17 protein-coding genes are annotated in these 18177 nt (G+C 59.5%); 15 read left to right on the top strand and 2 right to left on the bottom strand.

Annotated features, from left to right (window positions below; genetic code table 11):
- Positions 1-30 precede the first annotated feature (30 nt).
- The 13 genes from leuD to CLV65_RS03190 all read left to right on the top strand — a co-directional run bounded on the left by leuD (position 31) and on the right by CLV65_RS03190 (position 14526).
- Positions 31-714, top strand: a complete 684-nt coding sequence (gene leuD / locus CLV65_RS03130) for a 3-isopropylmalate dehydratase small subunit (protein ID WP_094691354.1) — start codon at positions 31-33, stop codon at positions 712-714.
- A 1006-nt stretch (positions 715-1720) separates the two neighbouring features.
- The gene (locus CLV65_RS03140; RefSeq protein ID WP_157847205.1) at positions 1721-2461 is read left to right on the top strand and encodes a class I SAM-dependent methyltransferase; all 741 of its coding nucleotides are present in this window, start codon (positions 1721-1723) and stop codon (positions 2459-2461) included.
- A 239-nt stretch (positions 2462-2700) separates the two neighbouring features.
- The gene (gene metK / locus CLV65_RS03145; RefSeq protein ID WP_094691352.1) at positions 2701-3951 is read left to right on the top strand and encodes a methionine adenosyltransferase; all 1251 of its coding nucleotides are present in this window, start codon (positions 2701-2703) and stop codon (positions 3949-3951) included.
- A 51-nt stretch (positions 3952-4002) separates the two neighbouring features.
- A complete protein-coding gene (locus CLV65_RS03150; RefSeq protein WP_094691351.1) occupies positions 4003-5055 on the top strand; it encodes a MetQ/NlpA family ABC transporter substrate-binding protein in 1053 nt (350 codons plus the stop codon).
- A 126-nt stretch (positions 5056-5181) separates the two neighbouring features.
- Positions 5182-6330, top strand: a complete 1149-nt coding sequence (locus CLV65_RS03155; RefSeq protein ID WP_094691350.1) for a tRNA-dihydrouridine synthase — start codon at positions 5182-5184, stop codon at positions 6328-6330.
- A 260-nt stretch (positions 6331-6590) separates the two neighbouring features.
- On the top strand, positions 6591-6830 hold the full coding sequence (locus CLV65_RS03160; protein ID WP_211278417.1) for a hypothetical protein: 240 nt from the start codon (positions 6591-6593) through the stop codon (positions 6828-6830).
- A gap of 18 nt (positions 6831-6848) precedes the next feature.
- Positions 6849-7628, top strand: coding sequence for an ABC transporter ATP-binding protein (locus CLV65_RS03165; protein WP_094691349.1), 780 nt, complete (start codon positions 6849-6851; stop codon positions 7626-7628).
- Entirely contained in the window at positions 7618-9120 is a 1503-nt protein-coding gene (locus tag CLV65_RS03170; protein ID WP_094691348.1) for a hypothetical protein, read from the top strand. The genes CLV65_RS03165 and CLV65_RS03170 overlap by 11 nt, the downstream gene beginning before the upstream one ends.
- Positions 9104-9523 (top strand): hypothetical protein, encoded by a 420-nt coding sequence (locus CLV65_RS03175; RefSeq protein ID WP_094691347.1) that lies wholly within the window; start codon positions 9104-9106, stop codon positions 9521-9523. Before CLV65_RS03170 ends, CLV65_RS03175 begins: the two co-directional genes overlap by 17 nt.
- A gap of 101 nt (positions 9524-9624) precedes the next feature.
- Complete coding sequence (locus CLV65_RS08700) at positions 9625-10056, top strand: hypothetical protein (RefSeq protein ID WP_144441883.1); 432 nt, start codon at positions 9625-9627, stop codon at positions 10054-10056.
- Between the two features lie 171 nt (positions 10057-10227).
- The gene (gene murA / locus CLV65_RS03180; RefSeq protein ID WP_094691346.1) at positions 10228-11589 is read left to right on the top strand and encodes a UDP-N-acetylglucosamine 1-carboxyvinyltransferase; all 1362 of its coding nucleotides are present in this window, start codon (positions 10228-10230) and stop codon (positions 11587-11589) included.
- Positions 11590-12049: 460 nt separating this feature from the next.
- The gene (locus CLV65_RS03185; protein WP_094691345.1) at positions 12050-12958 is read left to right on the top strand and encodes a lysophospholipid acyltransferase family protein; all 909 of its coding nucleotides are present in this window, start codon (positions 12050-12052) and stop codon (positions 12956-12958) included.
- 569 nt (positions 12959-13527) lie between these two features.
- Complete coding sequence (locus CLV65_RS03190; RefSeq protein WP_094691344.1) at positions 13528-14526, top strand: NAD(P)H-dependent glycerol-3-phosphate dehydrogenase; 999 nt, start codon at positions 13528-13530, stop codon at positions 14524-14526.
- Here CLV65_RS03190 and CLV65_RS03195 read toward each other — a convergent pair.
- Entirely contained in the window at positions 14513-14740 is a 228-nt protein-coding gene (locus tag CLV65_RS03195; RefSeq protein WP_094691343.1) for a hypothetical protein, read from the bottom strand. The two genes, CLV65_RS03190 and CLV65_RS03195, sit on opposite strands and share 14 nt — an antisense overlap.
- Before the next feature lie 168 nt (positions 14741-14908).
- Between CLV65_RS03195 and CLV65_RS03200 the strand changes: the two genes are divergently transcribed.
- The gene (locus CLV65_RS03200) at positions 14909-16066 is read left to right on the top strand and encodes a D-alanine--D-alanine ligase family protein (protein WP_094691342.1); all 1158 of its coding nucleotides are present in this window, start codon (positions 14909-14911) and stop codon (positions 16064-16066) included.
- Positions 16067-16329: 263 nt separating this feature from the next.
- Here CLV65_RS03200 and CLV65_RS03205 read toward each other — a convergent pair whose 3' ends face one another.
- Positions 16330-17166, bottom strand: coding sequence for a mechanosensitive ion channel family protein (locus CLV65_RS03205; protein ID WP_094691341.1), 837 nt, complete (start codon positions 17164-17166; stop codon positions 16330-16332).
- 444 nt (positions 17167-17610) lie between these two features.
- Here CLV65_RS03205 and rpmB point away from each other — a divergent pair, with 444 nt between their 5' ends.
- On the top strand, positions 17611-17808 hold the full coding sequence (gene rpmB, locus CLV65_RS03210) for a 50S ribosomal protein L28 (protein WP_094691340.1): 198 nt from the start codon (positions 17611-17613) through the stop codon (positions 17806-17808).
- The last annotated feature ends 369 nt before the right edge of the window (positions 17809-18177 follow it).

Consider the following 18177-nt stretch of genomic DNA (forward strand, 5'->3'; position numbering starts at 1 on the left):
AGAACTTTGAGAAAGCTTGAGTGAACGATTATGGAAAAACTGACAGTTGTGACCGGCACCGGCGTGCCGCTCCGCCGCTCGAACGTCGACACCGACCAGATCATCCCTGCTGTGTTTCTGAAGCGCGTGGCGAAGTCCGGCTTCGACGACGCTCTGTTTTACGCATGGCGCCGTGACCCGAACTTCGTGCTCAACCAGCCGGCATACAAGGACGGCAAGATTTTGGTCGCCGGCCCTGATTTCGGCATCGGATCCTCCCGCGAGCATGCTGTGTGGGCGCTGCACGACTATGGATTCCGCGTGGTCATTTCGCCGCGCTTCGCGGATATCTTCTACGGCAATACCGCCAAGAACGGCGTGCTGGCAGCCATCATGCCTCAGGAATCGGTGGAACTGCTGTGGAAGCTCCTCGAAGAGGAGCCGGGCCGTCAGATGACCGTGAGTCTCGAGGACCGCACCGTGACGTGCGGCGACGTGACTCTTCCATTTGAAGTGGACGATTACGTGCGCTGGCGCCTCATGAACGGCTACGACGACATCGACCTGACGCTGCAGCATGAGGACGATATCAAGGCGTACGAGAAGCTGCGCGCTGAGAAGTTCCCGTTCAAGCCCACCACGATTCCTGCGAAGCACCTGCCAGAGGTGCCGGTGGAATCTGCCCGTCCGGTGGATGATTCCGCCTGGGCCGGTCCGCTTGCCGACCGCAAGTAATCACGGCATGGCGTAAATCTCTTAAGGCCTCTGATGCGAGTGGAAGCTCGTGTCGGAGGCCTTTTGCGTTGGCTTGTGTGGTTGGCGCGGATTGTGTGGTCGGTGCGGATTGTGTGGTCGGCGCGGATTGGCAGGGCCATTTCATAACCGCGCGTTATCGAAAGGTATAGGCAACGGTTAGTGCAAACGCCCTCGAAGGCGCGATTTTCCCGCTATAGTGAAAGACATCAGGGGCACAAGTTCACAAACAATCACACAAACCAAGCATTTTCCACAGGCGTAGCTGCACGGTTTGGGTGTCTGGGCGAATCAGCCATACTGCATAGCCCCGTTCACCAATTCCCACAGCTGTATCATCCGCAACCCACGTATTGCACGGCTGCGGTTGCCATAGCATCGCCGGCGCGTAGCCCCTGGCGCGCGTATCAGGAAAGAAAGGAGCCAGCATATGTCACGCTCAATGGGCATCTCAATGAAGAACGCCGTTGCGGTCATGATGAAAGACCACCGGTCGATGCGCATGTGTATGCGCGGCTCCCGCATGATGGCTGCCTAAGTCACATGCTGTGAGCCCGGTTGCAGGCGATGGTGCGCTGTCATGAGCCTCGCGCCCACAACCCAGCATTTGCTATTTTCGATTCCTACAGATTTCTGCAGATTTACCGATGAGGCGCTGTGCGCCGAATCGCTCGTCATAATCGTCCCATACGCCCGCTGCGGCGCTACACGCAGCCAGCGGCAACGGAACGTGTGAATCCGACACCACCTACGGTCAATGTCCTGGAGACGCCAGGTAGGGCGAAGCATACCCTGATTCGCTTCACCCGGCAGGACGCCGCCAGGCGTTGACACGACGGCGAAGCCAATTCACACGGTCCAGGAAGCGCAGCCACGCCATCATTGCGGCGCGAGCGCATCCAAGCCCTGATATCGAGCCAAACGCTGCAACCGCATCGCAGCGGGCGCATGGGAATCTTCATTAACGCATATTGAAAAGGACTTTATCGTGACCACAGACGGCAAGAACGACGGTTTTGAACTCGACCGTTTCGAACGTCACTACACCGAACGCCCCAACGTCACCGAGTCGCGCCTGCGGCTCATATGGGCGGCTCTCACCACAAAGCTGCCAGGGCGCACGCTGTCGATCGGCGCCGGCACGGGTGATGTTGAAGCGGCGTTGCGTGACCGGTTCGGCTTCACGGTCGACACGATCATCGAGCCTTCCGAAGCGCTGCTCCCGGCATTGCGCAGCAAGGGTTTCAACACCTACGCGGGCATCGCCGAGGACTACCCGTATGAACCGCAGACCTTTGACACGATCTACTACAACGGGTCGAGCTTCGGCTTCATAGACGACGAGAACCTTGAATCCACGTTCACCAAGAATTACGAGGCTCTTCGCCCCGGTGGGCGTCTCATTCTCTCGGACGTGCCCAAGGAAAGCTCGCTGGGAATCGTGCTGCTGACGATCCTCAACCATCCCGACATCGATCGCGAACCGTACCGCGATTTGCTCAAGGGCACGGCGTTCTTCGATCTGGCGGATGGTGGCGTGCCCACCTACAAGCCGAACTGGCATGTGATCCCGTATTACATCGATGTGCTCAAGCGCGTGGGGTTCACGAACCTGCAGTTCAAGCAGACGGTGCTCGCCAACACCACGTATCAGGATGACACGGTGGAAGACCCGGTGCCTGGCTACGACAAGGGCAATTACGTGGCGATCATCGCAGAAAAGGCGTAGCGGGTTCGCTCCCGGGAACAAGCTATGCGTGTGATTGCGGCCGCGCGGCAATCATCAGTCAGATGCCAACGACGGCGCATCATTCGCATCAACACATCATTCACATTCACACAAGCACATATTCACACAAGCACACAAAGAACAACAGAAATAGCCAAGTATCCACGTCGTTCAGGCACGCATCATCTTGGCAAAACATCCAACGAACGCTGCGGACAGCGTTCAAGAAAGGACTCATCATGTCTCGCTATCTCGTTTCCGAATCCGTCACCGAAGGCCACCCTGACAAGGTCGCGGATAAGATCTCCGACGCAATCGTCGACGCCTACCTCGCAAAGGATCCGGATTCCCGCGTCGCGGTGGAAACCGTCGTCAAGGAAGGCCTCATCTCGCTCGAAGGCGAAATCTCCGCTCCGTTCACGCTCAACCACGCGCAGATCGCCCGTCAGGCGGCTGCTGAGATTGGCTACACGGACGCTGACAGCGGCCTCGACCCGCAGGGCGCTGGCATCATCAACAACGTGTGGCCGCGCGACTTCGATTCCAACATTGGCGATTGGGGCGAAGCCCGCGAACTCAGCCCCGAAGAGAAAGAGAAGCTGTACAACAGCTACGTGGGCGACCAAGGCCTGGTGATCGGTTACGCCACCGATGAGACGAAGGAATACCTGCCTCTGCCGTATGTCGCGGCGACAAAGCTTGCGGAGCGCTTGGCATATGTGCGCAAGAACGGCATAATCCCGCAGCTGCGCCCGGACGGCAAGACCGAGGTGATCGTGGAATACTCCGAGGATCTGACTCGTGCGTTGCGCTTCGACGCGGTGCTCATTTCCACGCAGCACAGCCCTGAGATCTCGTTGGAGGACGTGCGCAAGCGTGTGCATGACGAGGTGCTGGTGCCGGTGCTCGATCAGTTCGGTCTGGATTATTCCCGCGCCAATATCGTCATCAACCGCTCGACGTTCATCCACGGCGGCCCGCATTCCGATGCCGGCCTGACCGGTCGCAAGGTTGTCGTAGACACCTACGGCGGCATCGGTTCCCACGGCGGCGGTGCATTCTCCGGCAAGGATCCGCACAAGGCCGACCGTTCCGAGGCATACGCGGCACGCTGGGCAGCCAAGAACGTGGTGGCGGCAGGATTGGCGCACCGTGCGCAGGTGACGCTTGGCTTCGTGCTCGGCCAAGGTGCGCCTGCATCCATCGACGTGGAGACCTTCGGCACCGAGACCGTGCCGCGCCAGGCGATTCAGCGTGCAGTGGAGAAGGTCTTCGACTTCCGTCTGCTGTCGATCATCGACCAGCTTGACCTTGAGCGTCCGATTTACTACAAGACCGCGGCTTACGGCCACTTCGGCCGCAACGATCCTGACTTCACGTGGGAGCGCCTCGACAAGGCGGATGCGCTGCGTCAGGCCGCGCAGGAAGCCCTGAGTGAGGCTGCGGAAGTGGAGAACGCGGATGCCGGTGTTGCGGCTTCCGCCAAGTGATCCGCGGGCCATACCCGAGCATTCACGAGAGAAGCACAAGGAGGAGCGCATATGGCAGATTCGTCGAACAATAACCCATGGGACGTCGTTGCCAGCAACGATCCTGCGGGAAGCACTGAGAACACGGTGGTCGAGAATACAGCTGCGGAAGGCGCAACGGATTCCACGAGCACACCGGATGCACTGGGCGCCACGGACGCTGCGGGCACTGCGGGCACTGCCGCCAAGGTATCTACGAAGGCGACGAAAGTGCGCAACAAGCTGCTGGCGGCATTTGCGGCAATCATCATTGTCGCCGCCGGCTTGGTGATCACCGAGCATCGCATCAACGCGCAGGCGGATGCGGCGGCCGCGGGCACCACAATCGTGACGATCGGCATCACCGGCAGCGCGGACGAGCCCATCTGGCAGGCAGTGCAGGAAGAACTCGACAGCGAAAACGCAGGAATCACCGTGCAAATAAAATCCTTCGAGGATGGCACGACCATGAACACGCTCAACGCGACCGGCGAGCTCGACCTCACGGCATTCCAGCACTACGCTTACTTTGAAGACAACATCGCCCAGAACAACCTGGACCTCACATCGATCGGCGACACGTACATCATGCCGCTCAACCTGTATTCCGAGAAATACACCGATGTGAGCCAGTTCAAGTCCGGTGACAAGGTGGCCATACCATCCGACCTCACCAACTCGGGGCGTGCCCTCAAGGTGCTCGACAGCGCTGGGCTCATCAAGCTCAAGGACAACACAAAGGCCAGCCCGACGCTGCTCGACATCGCGTCCAACCCCAGCGGCATCGAAATCGTGCCCAACGACGCGCCGACCATCATCGGCCTGCTGCCTGACTACGCCGGCGGCATCACCAACACGAACCACGTGCAGGATGCCGGGTGGAGCGTGGACGACGCGATCTACCATGAGCCGGTGGACATCAACAACGAGGAATACAAGCCCTACATCAACCTCATCGCCACCCGCACCAAAGACAAGGACAACCCCACGTACCAAGCCGTGGTGAAGGCCTACCACTCGAAGCACGTGGCGGACGCCATCCTGCAGACATACAAGAATGCAGTGCAGCCGGCGTTCTCATACTGAGGTTGCTGACTCGTCTTGTCGCGGATTGCCCTGCGCTTCGTATAATGAGGCGCAGGGCAATTTTGTGCTGCGGCGTGACGATTCATGCGGCAACATGGTGACGCTACGGTGATGGTAAGGAGCAACATGACATCGATGGACGCACCGTTTTACGACGTGAACCTGAGCTACGAAGACAATTACGCCAAGGGGCCGTTCGGTGCGTTCGCGACAGCGCTGGCGCGTGAAGACGCCGCGGATTCGGCGGCTGGGGCTGTGGCGGCGGCTGGGGCTGCGGCTGCGGTTGGGACGACGGCGACGTTCCTTGGGATTCCCGTCGACCTGCCGTTCGGCATTCCTGCCGGCCCGCTGCTTAATTCGCGATACACGCACGCCGCGTTCCTCGAGGGCTTCGACATCGCCGTCTACAAGACGGTGCGTTCGCGGCCGTGGGCATGCAATGCCTTCCCCAACGTGCTTTCCGTGCATCCGCAGGGTGATTCGATCGATCCTGAGGGCACCGAGAAAGACGAAGGCGTGCTCGCCGACTCTGATTTCGGTACGGATGCGGCGCGCATCTCCATCTCCAACTCGTTCGGCGTGCCGTCACAGGATCCGGACATATGGCAGCCGGACATGGCGCTCGCTGTGCAACAGGCGGGTGCCGGGCAAGTGCTCGTCGGCAGCTTCCAAGGGTCGCGCACGCCTGGCATGAGCGATGACGCCTACATCGCTGACTGCGTGACGACCGCGCGTCTTGTGCAAGAGACCGGTGCGAAGATCATCGAGATGAACACGAGCTGCCCCAACGAAGGGCACAATCGCCTGCTGTGTCATAACCCTGAGCTGGTGGGGCGCATTTGTGATGCCGTGAAGAACGAAATCGGCGACACCCCGTTCATGATCAAGCTCGCATACCTGCCAGCCGACGAGCAGGTGGAAACGATGGTGCGCGACACCGCCGCTCATGGTACGGTGCAGGCGCTGTGCACGATCAACACGATTTCATGCAAGCTTGTCGATGCTCAAGGCGGGCAGGCGTTGCCGGGTGCCGGCCGCGATCGTTCGGGTGTGTGCGGCGCGGCGATCCGCCCGGCGGGCCTTGCGATGGTGCGTCGCGTGGCAGCGGTGCGTGAACGCCTCGGAGTGCCGTTCGACATCGTGGGCGTGGGTGGCGTGACGACGCCCGCTGATTATGAGGCGTACCGTGCGGCTGGTGCGGCGGCGGTGATGAGCGCGACCGGTGCCATGTGGAACCCCTCCCTCGCCCGCCAGATCAAGGTCGCGCTGGCATAGACGTTAACTTCGATAGACGGTAGTAACCCGGCTCTTGCGCTCCTGGTTGTGCTTGCGTGTGACACCACCAGTGGTGCAAGAGCCTTTTTTCGGCGTGGCCGTCCCGTCTTTTCTATACGAGTAGTCATATTGCTACTGTTTTTTGACGAATGTGCTATGTTGTATTAACACTGCAAGCGCCGAAGTCAATGGGAGCTTCAGCGGTCGGAGTTAATGGAGACTTCGATATTGGAAAGGTTGCCTCTGGAAAGGGAACTCCTATGAATGATATGAATGAAACAATGGGCTATTTGGCTCTTGTAGGCCAGCAGAAGTTGGATGCTGCATTGCTGCGTTACGACGCTTGGTGGCTTGTGCTCTTCGCCATTCTGCTTGCAGTTGGCGGGACTCTATTGATGGGAATGGCTGTCTGGTGTGTCACTAGGGGGCACGGTTGGTTCACTGGTCAGTGGCACTTTTCTTGGAGCGGCGCTTCCATTGATGTGCGCTGCCGTTCCTAGCGCAGAAGGATTTCGCTGATGAGTGATCGAAACGAGACATCGCTCGAATGCGACCTGGCACAGACGGTTCCTGCCTTGGACGTGCGCGGTGTCTCGTTTCGATACCCCCGTGCCAAGAACACCGTGCTGACGGATATCACGTTTCACGTGCAACCAGGGGAGCTCGTAGGGCTCATCGGGCCCAATGGCTCCGGAAAATCAACGTTGATTCGCACAATGTTCGATATCTACGCCGTGCAGTCCGGCTCCATCTTCGTCTTGGGCGTGGATCATGCGGATTCTCTCGCGCGCATGCAAAGCCTGTATCTGTCGACGAACGATGACCTGCCTGGCTTTTTGACCGGAGAGGAATACGTACAGCTGTTCGCGCAGATGTACGGCGTTGAGATAGACGCGACGCGCTTTTCGGCGTTGCTGAAACGCTATGGTCTTTCCGGGCGCGAGCATGATTTGATCGAGGACTATTCGCATGGAATGCAGAAGAAGCTTCAGCTCATCGTCGCTTTTCTTCTTCGCGTTCCGCTGACGGTCATCGATGAGACGCTGAACGGCATCGATATCGAGAGTCTGTTCTTCGCGGCTCAGGATCTGAGGGATCTGTGCGACGAGGGGCATGCGGCGCTTCTGTGCACACATGATTTTGCAATGCTGGAGCGCGTTGCCGACCGCGTCGTGTTGCTGTACAACGGTTGCATCGTCGAAGACTTGACGGTCTCCCACATACGCAACGAGTATGGCTCCATCGAAAACCTCACCATGGAAGTGCTGGGAGTGGAATGGGGTGACGATGAGCGTTGAGAAGCCTTCCAAGCCATCCGAGGCGAAACGCGTCCGGCTGATTGCGGGACTGTATTGTCGTTTTCTCACCCGAAAGGTGCTGCGCGCGGGCATCCTCAAGCAGAAATCGGCACGCCTCGGCATAGCGGTTCTGCTGGAGCTGTTCATGGTGATGGTGGGCATCGTGTCGTACTCCATGCTGGGGAACGTGAGTGCGCCCCTGATGGATGTGGTCTTGGATTCCTATGGCATCTCCGGTGTGCTGATTGCTTCGCTGATTTTTGCCATCGTCACGCTTATCTTCTCGAAGTCCTCTCAGTTGCAAGCGCTGACCATGCAATTGCCGGTGACGAACCGACACCGTGCCTCGGCGATGGCGGTGTTTGAGATGGGCATGCTGCTTGTGGGGATGGCTATCTTCTTCGGCCCCTATCTCGTGGCGCTGTGTCTGCGCACGGGCAGCCAATGGTTCGGCAGATCCATGCTCGCGTGCGTGTTCCCTGGGCTTTGCGTGTTCTTTCTGTTCGCGGTGGTTTATGCTGCGGCGGACCGGTTGCTGTTGTTCTTGCCATCACGTTGGCGCAGTGTGGTTTTGGAACTGCTGCTTGCCGCCGGATTCTTCGGGGTGTACAGGTGGCAGGTTTGGTCGATTGAGGCACTGGGAAAGAACTATGTGGATGGTGGTCACGAATTCATCGCATCGCGCTCGTTCGTTATGCTCGCCGACAGAACGAACGGTGCGGTTGCTGGGCTTGCCTGGCTCGCGCTGATTGCTGCGTGTTGTGTCGTCTATGTGCTCATCGTGCCGGATGCGGCAATACGGGACTTTCGGTATGTGAAGGTGCCTTGTATGCGTCTTGGGATGCAGTGGGGCGAATGCGCGGGGCAGCGGGGCAGATGGGCTTTGGCGAAGGCCTATGTCATCCGGTCAGTGCGCGCGTATGAGACGATTCAAGCGCTCGTGATGGCGGTTGCGCTCTATGTGGTGCTCGCGGTCAATCGCAATATGTCACCTGTGTATGCCGCGGATGTGATGCTTGTCGCGAGTCTGTTCGCATATGTGGACACGGAACCATTGCGGAATCTGGAGATCTGGGGGCGTGCTGTGTCGTTGCGCACGTCCGTGCGTCACTATCTGCTCATCCTTCTGGGGCAATTCATTCCGTCATGTTGCGTCTTCCTTGCGATGTGCGTGAGCGAAGCCGTGCTTACACGAAACGTGGCATGGGGAACGGACGCAATCGTCCTGGGAGTACTAGCTGCGAGCACATTGCTCTTCGTGCTGGCTGGGGTGCTGTTTCCCCCACATCGCGATAATCCGTTTTCTGTCGGCATCTCTCTGACAGTGGTAATGACATTGCTCATCGTGGTAGCGGTGAGCGTTGTCACCCTGCGTCTTCCATTGTGGGCAAAGACCGTTCTCGGGGCCTGTGCGGTGGGAGTCTGCCTGTATTTTTCGATTTATGGGATTTACGTCAATGAAAGGAACAAGAGAAATGAAGTACGTCACTAGGGTCATCGCATTGCTTTGTGGAAGCGCAGTGGTCACGATGGTTATAGCCGCAATGGGGGCGCTTGTGGCGATGTTCTCGACATCAGGGGATGGCGCTGCCCGTACCGAGGAGCTGTGGGGCGCGGTCTATTTCCAGGTCGTTCCTGCCGCCGATGGCGGCACGGATGTGGATGCCAGCATGGGCATTGCGAACGGCTGGATGCTCTTCGCGATTTTCGCCGTGCTGTTTCTTTTCATGCTGCTGGTGTCAGTCATCTACGACGCCCTGCTCCGCAGGAAACAATACTTGCTCGAAGCAGCGCGGAAAGGGCAGCATGACGTTCGATCAAACGCTGCAACAATTAATGTTGCGGATTCTAAAGCGACACAGAATCAGGTCGACCCTGGTCACAAGGTTCGTTGAATTCTTCTAGGAAAGATACAAAGACGGTGGTTGCACGGCCGAGACGGTGTTGTATTGCTGTGCTTGTGGGAGTCTTGCTGTCTAGTTGTATTGCAGTGATAATGCCAGCTGCCATCGCGGTTCTTGCTGTTGTTTTTGCTGCTATGTCAGCGGATTTGGCGTATCGTGCGATGTGCCCAATCGTTGAGGCGTGGTTGTGGTGGCTGGTGCTGCCCTATTGCATTCATGAATGGATGCATATCTTGGCATTGTCGGCGAGGGGAGGATCCCAAACACTGGAAACACAGGTCACGTGTTATCGCATTTCTGTGCGCCCAACAGAGTCGGTGACTATTCCCAGGTCTTGTCTTGTTGCAATTTCGGGGCCAATGGGAACGGCCATGATGGGTGTGTTTTCATTGCCGATAATCCAGTGGCTGGGCTTCCCTTGGTGGGTGAATCTCCCTTGGTTGTATCATGCTCTATTTCTTGTTCCGTTATTTGGTGATGGGAAGAGTCTTGTGACGGGACTCAGGGCTCTTAAGCAGGTCTGAGCGATGGGTGGCGGGTGGCTTTGCGGATGATCCATCACGCTGGCAGCGAACTTCACCGAACCGCCACACACGTCACGGCACACAGCAGGTAGAGTACGATAACTACCGATGAACATCCTCGGTTTGTAGCGCTATTTCGAATGGGAGCGCCTTGCCGCATTGCGCGGCAATATGCCGGGGAATCGAGAGCAAGGAACAATTGTGAGCGACGTGAACGCTGATAACGATGTGCTGCGCGTGGTGGGCGGCAAGCCTCTGAGTGGGCAAATCAAGGTGCGAGGCGCCAAGAACTTCGTGAGCAAGGCGATGGTGGCGGCCCTTCTGGCGCCTGGCACTTCGGTACTCAAGAACGTTCCGGAAATCCGCGACGTGCGCGTGGTTTCCGATTTGCTGCGCTTGCACGGCGTGAATGTGAACTTCGATGACGCCAAGGGCATCATCACCATCGACGCCTCGCATGTGGACCTGGCGGATGTGGCGGATGTCGATACGCTCGCGGGTTCGTCGCGCATTCCGATTCTGTTCTCCGGCCCGCTTGTGCATCGCTTGGGCGAGGCGTTCATCCCCTCGCTGGGCGGCTGCCGTATTGGTGACCGGCCGATTGACTTCCACTTGGAGACGTTGCGCCGTCTGGGCGCCACCGTTGACAAAGAGCATGCCGACGGCATCCATATCACCGCTCCCAACGGATTGCACGGCGCCAAGATTCACCTGCCGTACCCCTCGGTGGGCGCAACGGAGCAGACGCTGCTCGCCGCAGTGCTCGCGGACGGCAAGACCGAACTGTCCGGCGCTGCCATCGAGCCTGAAATCATGGATCTTATCTGCGTATTGCAGAAGATGGGCGCCATCATCTCCGTCGACGTCGATCGCACGATTCGCATCGAGGGCGTGGAGAAGCTCAAGGGCTACGAGCACACGGCCCTGACCGACCGCATCGAGGCCGCGAGCTGGGCGTCCGCCGCCCTTGCCACGCGCGGCGACATCTTCGTCAAGGGCGCCACGCAGCCCGAGATGATGACCTTCCTCAACGTCTTCCGCAAAATCGGCGGCGAATTCGAGGTGCGCGACGACGGCATCCGCTTCTGGCACCCGGGCGGGGACCTTAAGCCCGTGGCCATCGAAACAGATGTGCATCCCGGCTTCATGACGGACTGGCAGCAGCCGCTCGTCGTGGCGCTGACGCAGGCCAACGGCTTGAGCATCGTGCATGAAACCGTGTACGAGAACCGCTTCGGCTTCACCAAACCCCTTGTGCAGATGGGCGCCACCATCCAGCTGTACCGCGAATGCCTCGGCTCCCTGCCCTGCCGCTTCCAGCAGCGCAACTTCGAACATTCCGCGGTGATCTTCGGACCCACGCCACTCACGGGCCAGGACATCGACGTGCCCGACCTGCGCGGCGGCTTCAGCCACCTCATCGCGGCGCTCGCGGCGTCCGGCCCCTCCACGGTGCACGGCATCTCCCTCATCGACCGTGGCTACGCCGACTTCCGCGGCAAGCTCCGTGCCCTCGGCGCGGAGATCGAGTAGGCAAGCGGCTGACGGTGCGGGTGCGCGCCGGCTGTGGCGTGTGGTTGAGCTGTGGCTATGGCGAAGTAGTTGCGCGCCGTCAGGACTTATGCTGAGCTGACTATGTAAGGGCTTGTAGCAGGAAGAATCCTGCTACAAACCCTTGTTGTTTCTGGTTGTCTCTGCACAATTGTTGTCTCTGCACAATGCCGTGCAGTCGCGACGTTCACCTGACCCCGTCGATGCTTGTTCGGCTGCAAAGAGGTTTCTGTGCTTCAATGCGCGAGTGGTGGCTGGCACATAGGTGGGTTAGGTGATGTGTTTGGTTTGGGGTTTGGCTTGTTTGCTGGGGTTGTGGTGCGTGGGCCTGTCGGTTTGGCTGTTATGTGCACGTGGTGACTCGCACATTAGCGGCAAGTTTGTGTGCCGCTTTGTCGTGTTGCGCAAATCGCATGGGGAAGCGACATGGCACAATGGGAGCATGGCATCCAAAGGCAAACCATCGCCGCGTTCCGCGGTCTCGCCGTTGAGCGACGCTCAGGTCAAGCGCTTGGCAGCTGAGCATACGCTAGTGAATCCGTGCAACAACCATCCGTGCGGTCCTCGCGTCGACAATATCGAGGAGATTAACGCGCAGAATCCCCGTGCCACAGCGGTGCTGCGCGATATGGTCAAGTGCGATTTGCGTTCCCACTCGCGCAACTACGCATGGGGCCTCGAGAACGTGCCAGAAACCGGCCCCTTCATCACCGCATGCACGCATATCACGCTGTATGACGTGTTCATTCCCATGATCGGCCTGTTCGACCAGGGCCGTCGTCCGCGCTTCATGGCCAAGGCCGAGATGGCGCACTGGCCCATCGTGGGCTGGGGCCTCAAAACCGTGGGAATGCAGCCGGTCAAGCGCCATTCGGGGCAGGCCAGGGCCATCGAGGAGGAATCCATCTCCATCATCACCTCCGGCCGGCCGCTCACCGTGTGGCCCGAGGGCACGCTGACGCGCGACCCGAAGAAATGGCCCATGACGTGCAAGAACGGCGCCGCGTACATAGCGCTCGAATCCAGCCGCCGCCTGGGCTACCAGGTGCCGCTGTTCCCGTGCGTCACGTGGGGCGCGGCGAGCATCAACCACCTGTTGCCGTGGCCGCGCAAGAACGTGGTGATGCATTACGGTGACCGGCTGGACTACGCCGATTTGCTCGAAGGCAGCGAAAACTGGGGCGAGGAGCCGCCGTCCGTGAACGTGGAGGTGCTCACCAACCGCATTCGCGCGGTGCTGGAGGCGAATGAGGCGGAGATTCGCGGAGAGGAGCCTCCGGCGGAAGGCGTGTGGGATTATCGTCTGATGCAGCGGGTGCCTCGCAGCCAGTTCCCCGCGGCGCTGGATTAGTTGAATCGGCCGGTTGGTTGAACTTGCCGGTTGACTGAACTGGCTGCTTTGCTGGGAAGCCGAGGCGGGTGGCAAGCTGCTGCGCAATGTGCCAGTGGTGGCTGGCACATTGGTGGGTTGGGTGGTTTGTTTGGCCAGGGGTTTGGCTTGTTTGCTGGGTTTGTTGTGTGTTGGGCTTCCGGTTTTGCGCCTATGTGTGGGTGGCGACTGGCACATTGGCTGGGTGAAGGCTGGCTGTGGTGCAATGTGTGGGTGACGACTGTCACATTGCGGGGGTGGATTGTTGACGGTGACGTTATGTGCGGGTGGTGGCTGGCACATTGCGGGATGGATTGTCGGTGGCGGAGCCGGGCTGATTGGCTCACTCGACTTGGCTGAGGTGCGGGCAATGGGGTGATTGTGAAGCGTGGTGATTTGCGGTTCGCCTAGAGTTTTCTTGGGGCTGTTCTGCATGAATCCGGCTTGAGAATGAGCATGAGAGTCGGCTGACCATTAGCCTGACTATTGTTGACCGGAGAATTATTGCGTCAATAACTATCCGAATTCAAATCGGCCAGAAGGAGCGTCGCATGACCAATGTCACCGTGTTGGGAGCAGGAGCCTGGGGAACCGCATTCGGGCAAGTGCTCGCAGATGCTGGCAACCGCGTGACCATGTGGGCCATCGAACCTGAAATCGTCGAAGGCATTAACACAAACCATTGCAATGACGTGCGCCTGCCAAGCGTCACGCGCCTGCCCGATGCCATGACCGCCACCGGCGATCGCGCCCAGGCGGTCGCCAATGCGCAGATCATCGTTGTGACCATCGCCGCGCAGCATGCACGCGAGGCCTTAGAGCAGTTCAAGGAGCTCATCCCGGGCGACGCCATCGTGGTGTCCCTCATGAAGGGCATCGAACGAGGCACGTACAAGCGCATGGATGAAGTGGTGCGCGAATCGCTGGACTTGCCGGCGAATCGTTTCGCATGCCTGTCGGGCCCCAATCTTTCCGCCCAAGTGGCGGCACGTGAACCGGCCGCAGCTGTGGTGGCCAGTGAAAACCCCGAGGCGGCGCGCTTCGTGGCGCAGACCTGCACCACGGATTACTTCCACACATTTGTGTCGAAGGACGTGCCCGGCGTTGAGATGTGCGGGTCGCTCAAGAATGTGACGGCTCTCGCCGTGGGCATGGTGCGCGGCGCCGGTTATGGCGACAACACCGCTGCCATGGTGCAGACGCGAGGCTTGGCTGAACTGTGTGCGCTTGGTCGTGCAATGGGCGCGGATGAGCGCACGTTCTTCGGGTTGGCTGGCGTGGGCGATCTCATCGCCACGTGTGGCAGCACGCTGAGCCGCAACTTCACGTTCGGCGCGAACCTCGGCAAGGGCATGAGCGTGGACGAAGCTCGCGAGGCGAGCAACGGCGTGGCGGAAGGCGTGCCGACGACGGATGCCGTGGTGGCGCTGGGCAAGCGTTACGGCGTGCCCACGCCGCTTGCCACTGCGATGAGCCATGTGCTCGCCGACGGCATCAGCTGCGAGCAGATGTTGCACGAAATGTTCGGCAGCGGCATCACCGAGGAATGAGGTTTTGAGGATTGCGCGGGTTTCGATCCGGCTGGTACGGATGCTGTGTGACTGAGGCTGTGTGACCGAGGATTGCGCGGCTGAAGATCGAATGACCGAGATTCGCGCGGCACAGACTCGTCCAGTCGGAATCCGCATAGTCGGAATCCGCCCAGCTGGAATCCGCGCAACCGGATTCCCGGTCGGACTCCGCGCAACCGCAATCCGCTCCCATCGGAATTCCTCGTAATCTGAATCCTTCATAATTTTTACGCAACAATCACTCCACTAACAAAGCCCACCAATAAACCCCTACAATCCAATCGCCGCCACCGCGCTTTCGCGCGGCAGGCAGCCATCACCGCCGTGCGCACCGCGCAGCGGCAATCGGAAGGAAACCATCATGGCCAAGAAGCGAATCGTCGTGCTGTACGGCGGCCGCGCTGACGAACATTCCATCTCCTGCGTCTCCACCGCCGGTGTGCTCAACGCATGGAACAATGACAAGTTCGAGGCGATTCCCATCGGCATCACCAAGGACGGCCACTGGGTCTACGGCGGCACCGACCCGCGCACGTTCAAACTGGACGGCGCGCATATGCCGACCGTCGAGATCACGCCCGAATCGCGCCCCGTCGTGCTCAACATCGGCCAGGGACGCGACGGCTTCCTCATTGGCGAGCACGAGGGTTTCACGACTCCCGGCGCGAGCGAGGACCTCGAGTCACTCGGGCATATCGACGCAGTATTCCCCGTGCTCCACGGACCATACGGCGAGGACGGCACCGTGCAGGGCTTGCTCGAAATGATGGGCGTGCCTTACGTCGGCTGTGGCGTGTTCGCGTCCGCCGCTTGCATGGACAAGCATTTCACCAAGACGCTGCTCAAGGCTGCGGGCATTCCCGTGTCGCCGGGCATCACGCTTGACACGCGTTCCTATGATGCGCCGAGCGGCTTCAAGGCCAACGGTGCGGCACTGCTGGACGCGGTGCGCAAGGCCGGCCTAGAATATCCGCTGTTCGTCAAGCCCAGCCGTGCTGGAAGCAGCTTCGGTGTGACGAAGGTCGAGGAGGAATCCGCCGACGCGCTCGCCGCCGCCGTGTTTGAGGCAAGCCACCATGATTGGCGCGTGCTGGTGGAGACCGGCATCACCGCCCGCGAGATTGAATGCGCGGTGTTTGCGCCGAAGCCCGGGGAGACGCCTCGTCCCGCATGGCCGGGCGAAATCGTGCTCGATCACGCTGCGGTCGAAGACCAGTTCTATGACTACGACAGCAAATACACCGATGCCAGCGCTTCGCACGTGGAAGTGCCGGCGAAGCTGCCTGAAGAGCTGCTGCGCAAGGTGCAGCAGACTGCTGTGCGTGCGTTCGAGGCTGTGGATGGTGCCGGCCTGAGCCGTGTTGACACGTTCGTGAAGCCCGATGGTGATGTGCTGGTCAACGAAATCAACACGATGCCTGGTTTCACGCCGATTTCCATGTATCCCAAGGCATGGGAAGCCAGTGGCATTGCGTACCCTGACCTCATCGAGGCGCTTATCGAAGGTGTGCTTGACTGATTAGTCGTGTGGCTGACGGGCTGTGTAGCTGACGGGACGGTTGCCTCTCGGATCGGTTAGCGGACGGATCGGTTGGCTGACTGGTTGTCTGGGTGGTTGGTTTCACGTGGAACATCGGTCTCGTGCGAAACCATTGATTTCGCGCGGCGCATTGGTTTCACGTGGAACATCCGTGACGCACATCCCCATCAATCTCGAACGACGAACGCCCAGCGGCTGGAATGGCCGTCGGGCGTTCTGTATGTCTTCAGCGCGCGGATGTTTCAATCCTTGGGCGTGGGGGCGGCTGCCGATGCCTCCACCGACGCCGCACCATCCATCACCAGGCAATCGAGACCGTTCATCGCGCGCGCCACTTGGTTGCGCACCACCGAGGGAATCAGGCCAGGCTTGGCGAAAATCACCACATTGCCTTCCGCGCCGTATGGTGAGAATCCGGTGTAACGCACCTGGCACGGCCGGCCGTCGAGGCGAATATCTTCGGTGCCGGCATTCGTAGCACGTTCGATTTCGAGAGCTGTGGCATTCAGATCGCGGTCGCCGCGGGCAGTGAACGGCACGGTTATGAATGCCTCGTTCGCTTCCGTCATCTTCGTCAGTCCTGCGGTGTTGAGCACGGAGTTCGGAATCCAGAATTCGTTACCGTCGCGCGAGATGACGATGGTGTTGCGCCACGTGACATCCTTGACGATGCCTGAATAACCGCTCACGGTGATTTGGTCGCCAGGTTGCACGACCTTGCCAGCCATGAGTCCAAAACCGCCGATGATGTTCGAAATCGTGTCTTTCAGGCCGAAAGACAACGCGATGCCTGTGACGCCCAAGGCGGTGACCAGCGTCGTGGGCTCCACGCCGAATACTGGTTTGAGCACAATGAGCAGCCAGAAAAACCAAATGAGGATGCGCGCGCAGTTGACGAAAATCGATGCGCTGGGAATGTTGGACTTGTCGAGTGCCTTTCGCAGGGCCTTGCATACGATTCGTTCAGCCACCCACGCGACGGCGATGGCGACTACGAAGAAGATGATGCGGCTGAGGTTGTTGGTGAGCCACGTAATGGCGATGTTCGTGTTGGTAACGACGGTGTTTGTGGTGTCCATGTCGCTGACAATAGCGGAATTTCTGGGGGAGCGCGTTGGTGTTTTCTGTGGGGGTGGGTTGGTGCTTCCTGTAAGGGGCATGTTGGTGCTTCCTGTGACTGTGCTGGCAGATGAGGTTTGGGCTGGACGGCTGGGGTTCGCTGCGCTGTGCCTGGATGTTTTGGGCGGGGCGGGGTGGGGCTGATGCGGGCGGGGAGGGGGCGCTGCGCTGTGCCTGGACGTTTTGGGCAGGGCGGGGATGGGCGCTTAGATGGGCGAGTGGACGGGCTCGTGGATGGGCTGTGCTGGCGGTTGGGGCAGGTGGCACCGGGGCGGAGTCGCGGGCGTGGCTTGATTTGCGAAAAGTCGTCGGATGCGTTAAAATGCTGAAGTTGTGTGTTCAAGCTCTGCTTGAATGCAGCAGACGTAAGGTTTCAACCGCAAGGTTAACAAGAGGAGTCCATCATGGCAGCTCGTTGCGCAGTGTGTGGCAAGGGTCCGCAGACCGGTTTCAGCGTATCCCATTCCCACATCCGTAATAAGCGCCGTTTCCTGCCGAACCTTCAGACTGTTCGCACCAATGCCGCTGATGGCACCACCGTCAAGGTCCGCGTGTGCACGTCTTGCATGAAGGCTGGCAAGATCCAGCGCGCCAAGGCGTGAATTGCTTTTTGCATTACGCTTCAGCCCCGGGTTCCCGGGGCTTTTTCATTTCCATTCCACATCCCGCTGCCGCAGTGGTAGGTTAAGTGTCCGATTTTTGAGGCGTAACTTCCCTCTTCGGCGAGTGGTTCGTGGGTCGCCGAAGGGGGAGGTTGGGAGTCCTTTTTAGGGGTGTGTAACGTCCATCTTCGGCGACCCTTGAATTTGTCGCCGATGGTGGAGGTTGTGCGGGCTGGGGGTGACGTTTAACGTCCGTTTTCGGCGAGTGGTCCGTGGGTCGCCGATGGCGGAGGTTTGGGTCTCCCTTTAGGAGACTGTATCCTCCGTCTTCGGCGACCCTTGAATTTGTCGCCGAAGGGGAGGTTGGGA

Source organism: Pseudoscardovia suis (assembly GCF_002797875.1).
GTDB lineage: Bacteria > Actinomycetota > Actinomycetes > Actinomycetales > Bifidobacteriaceae > Pseudoscardovia > Pseudoscardovia suis.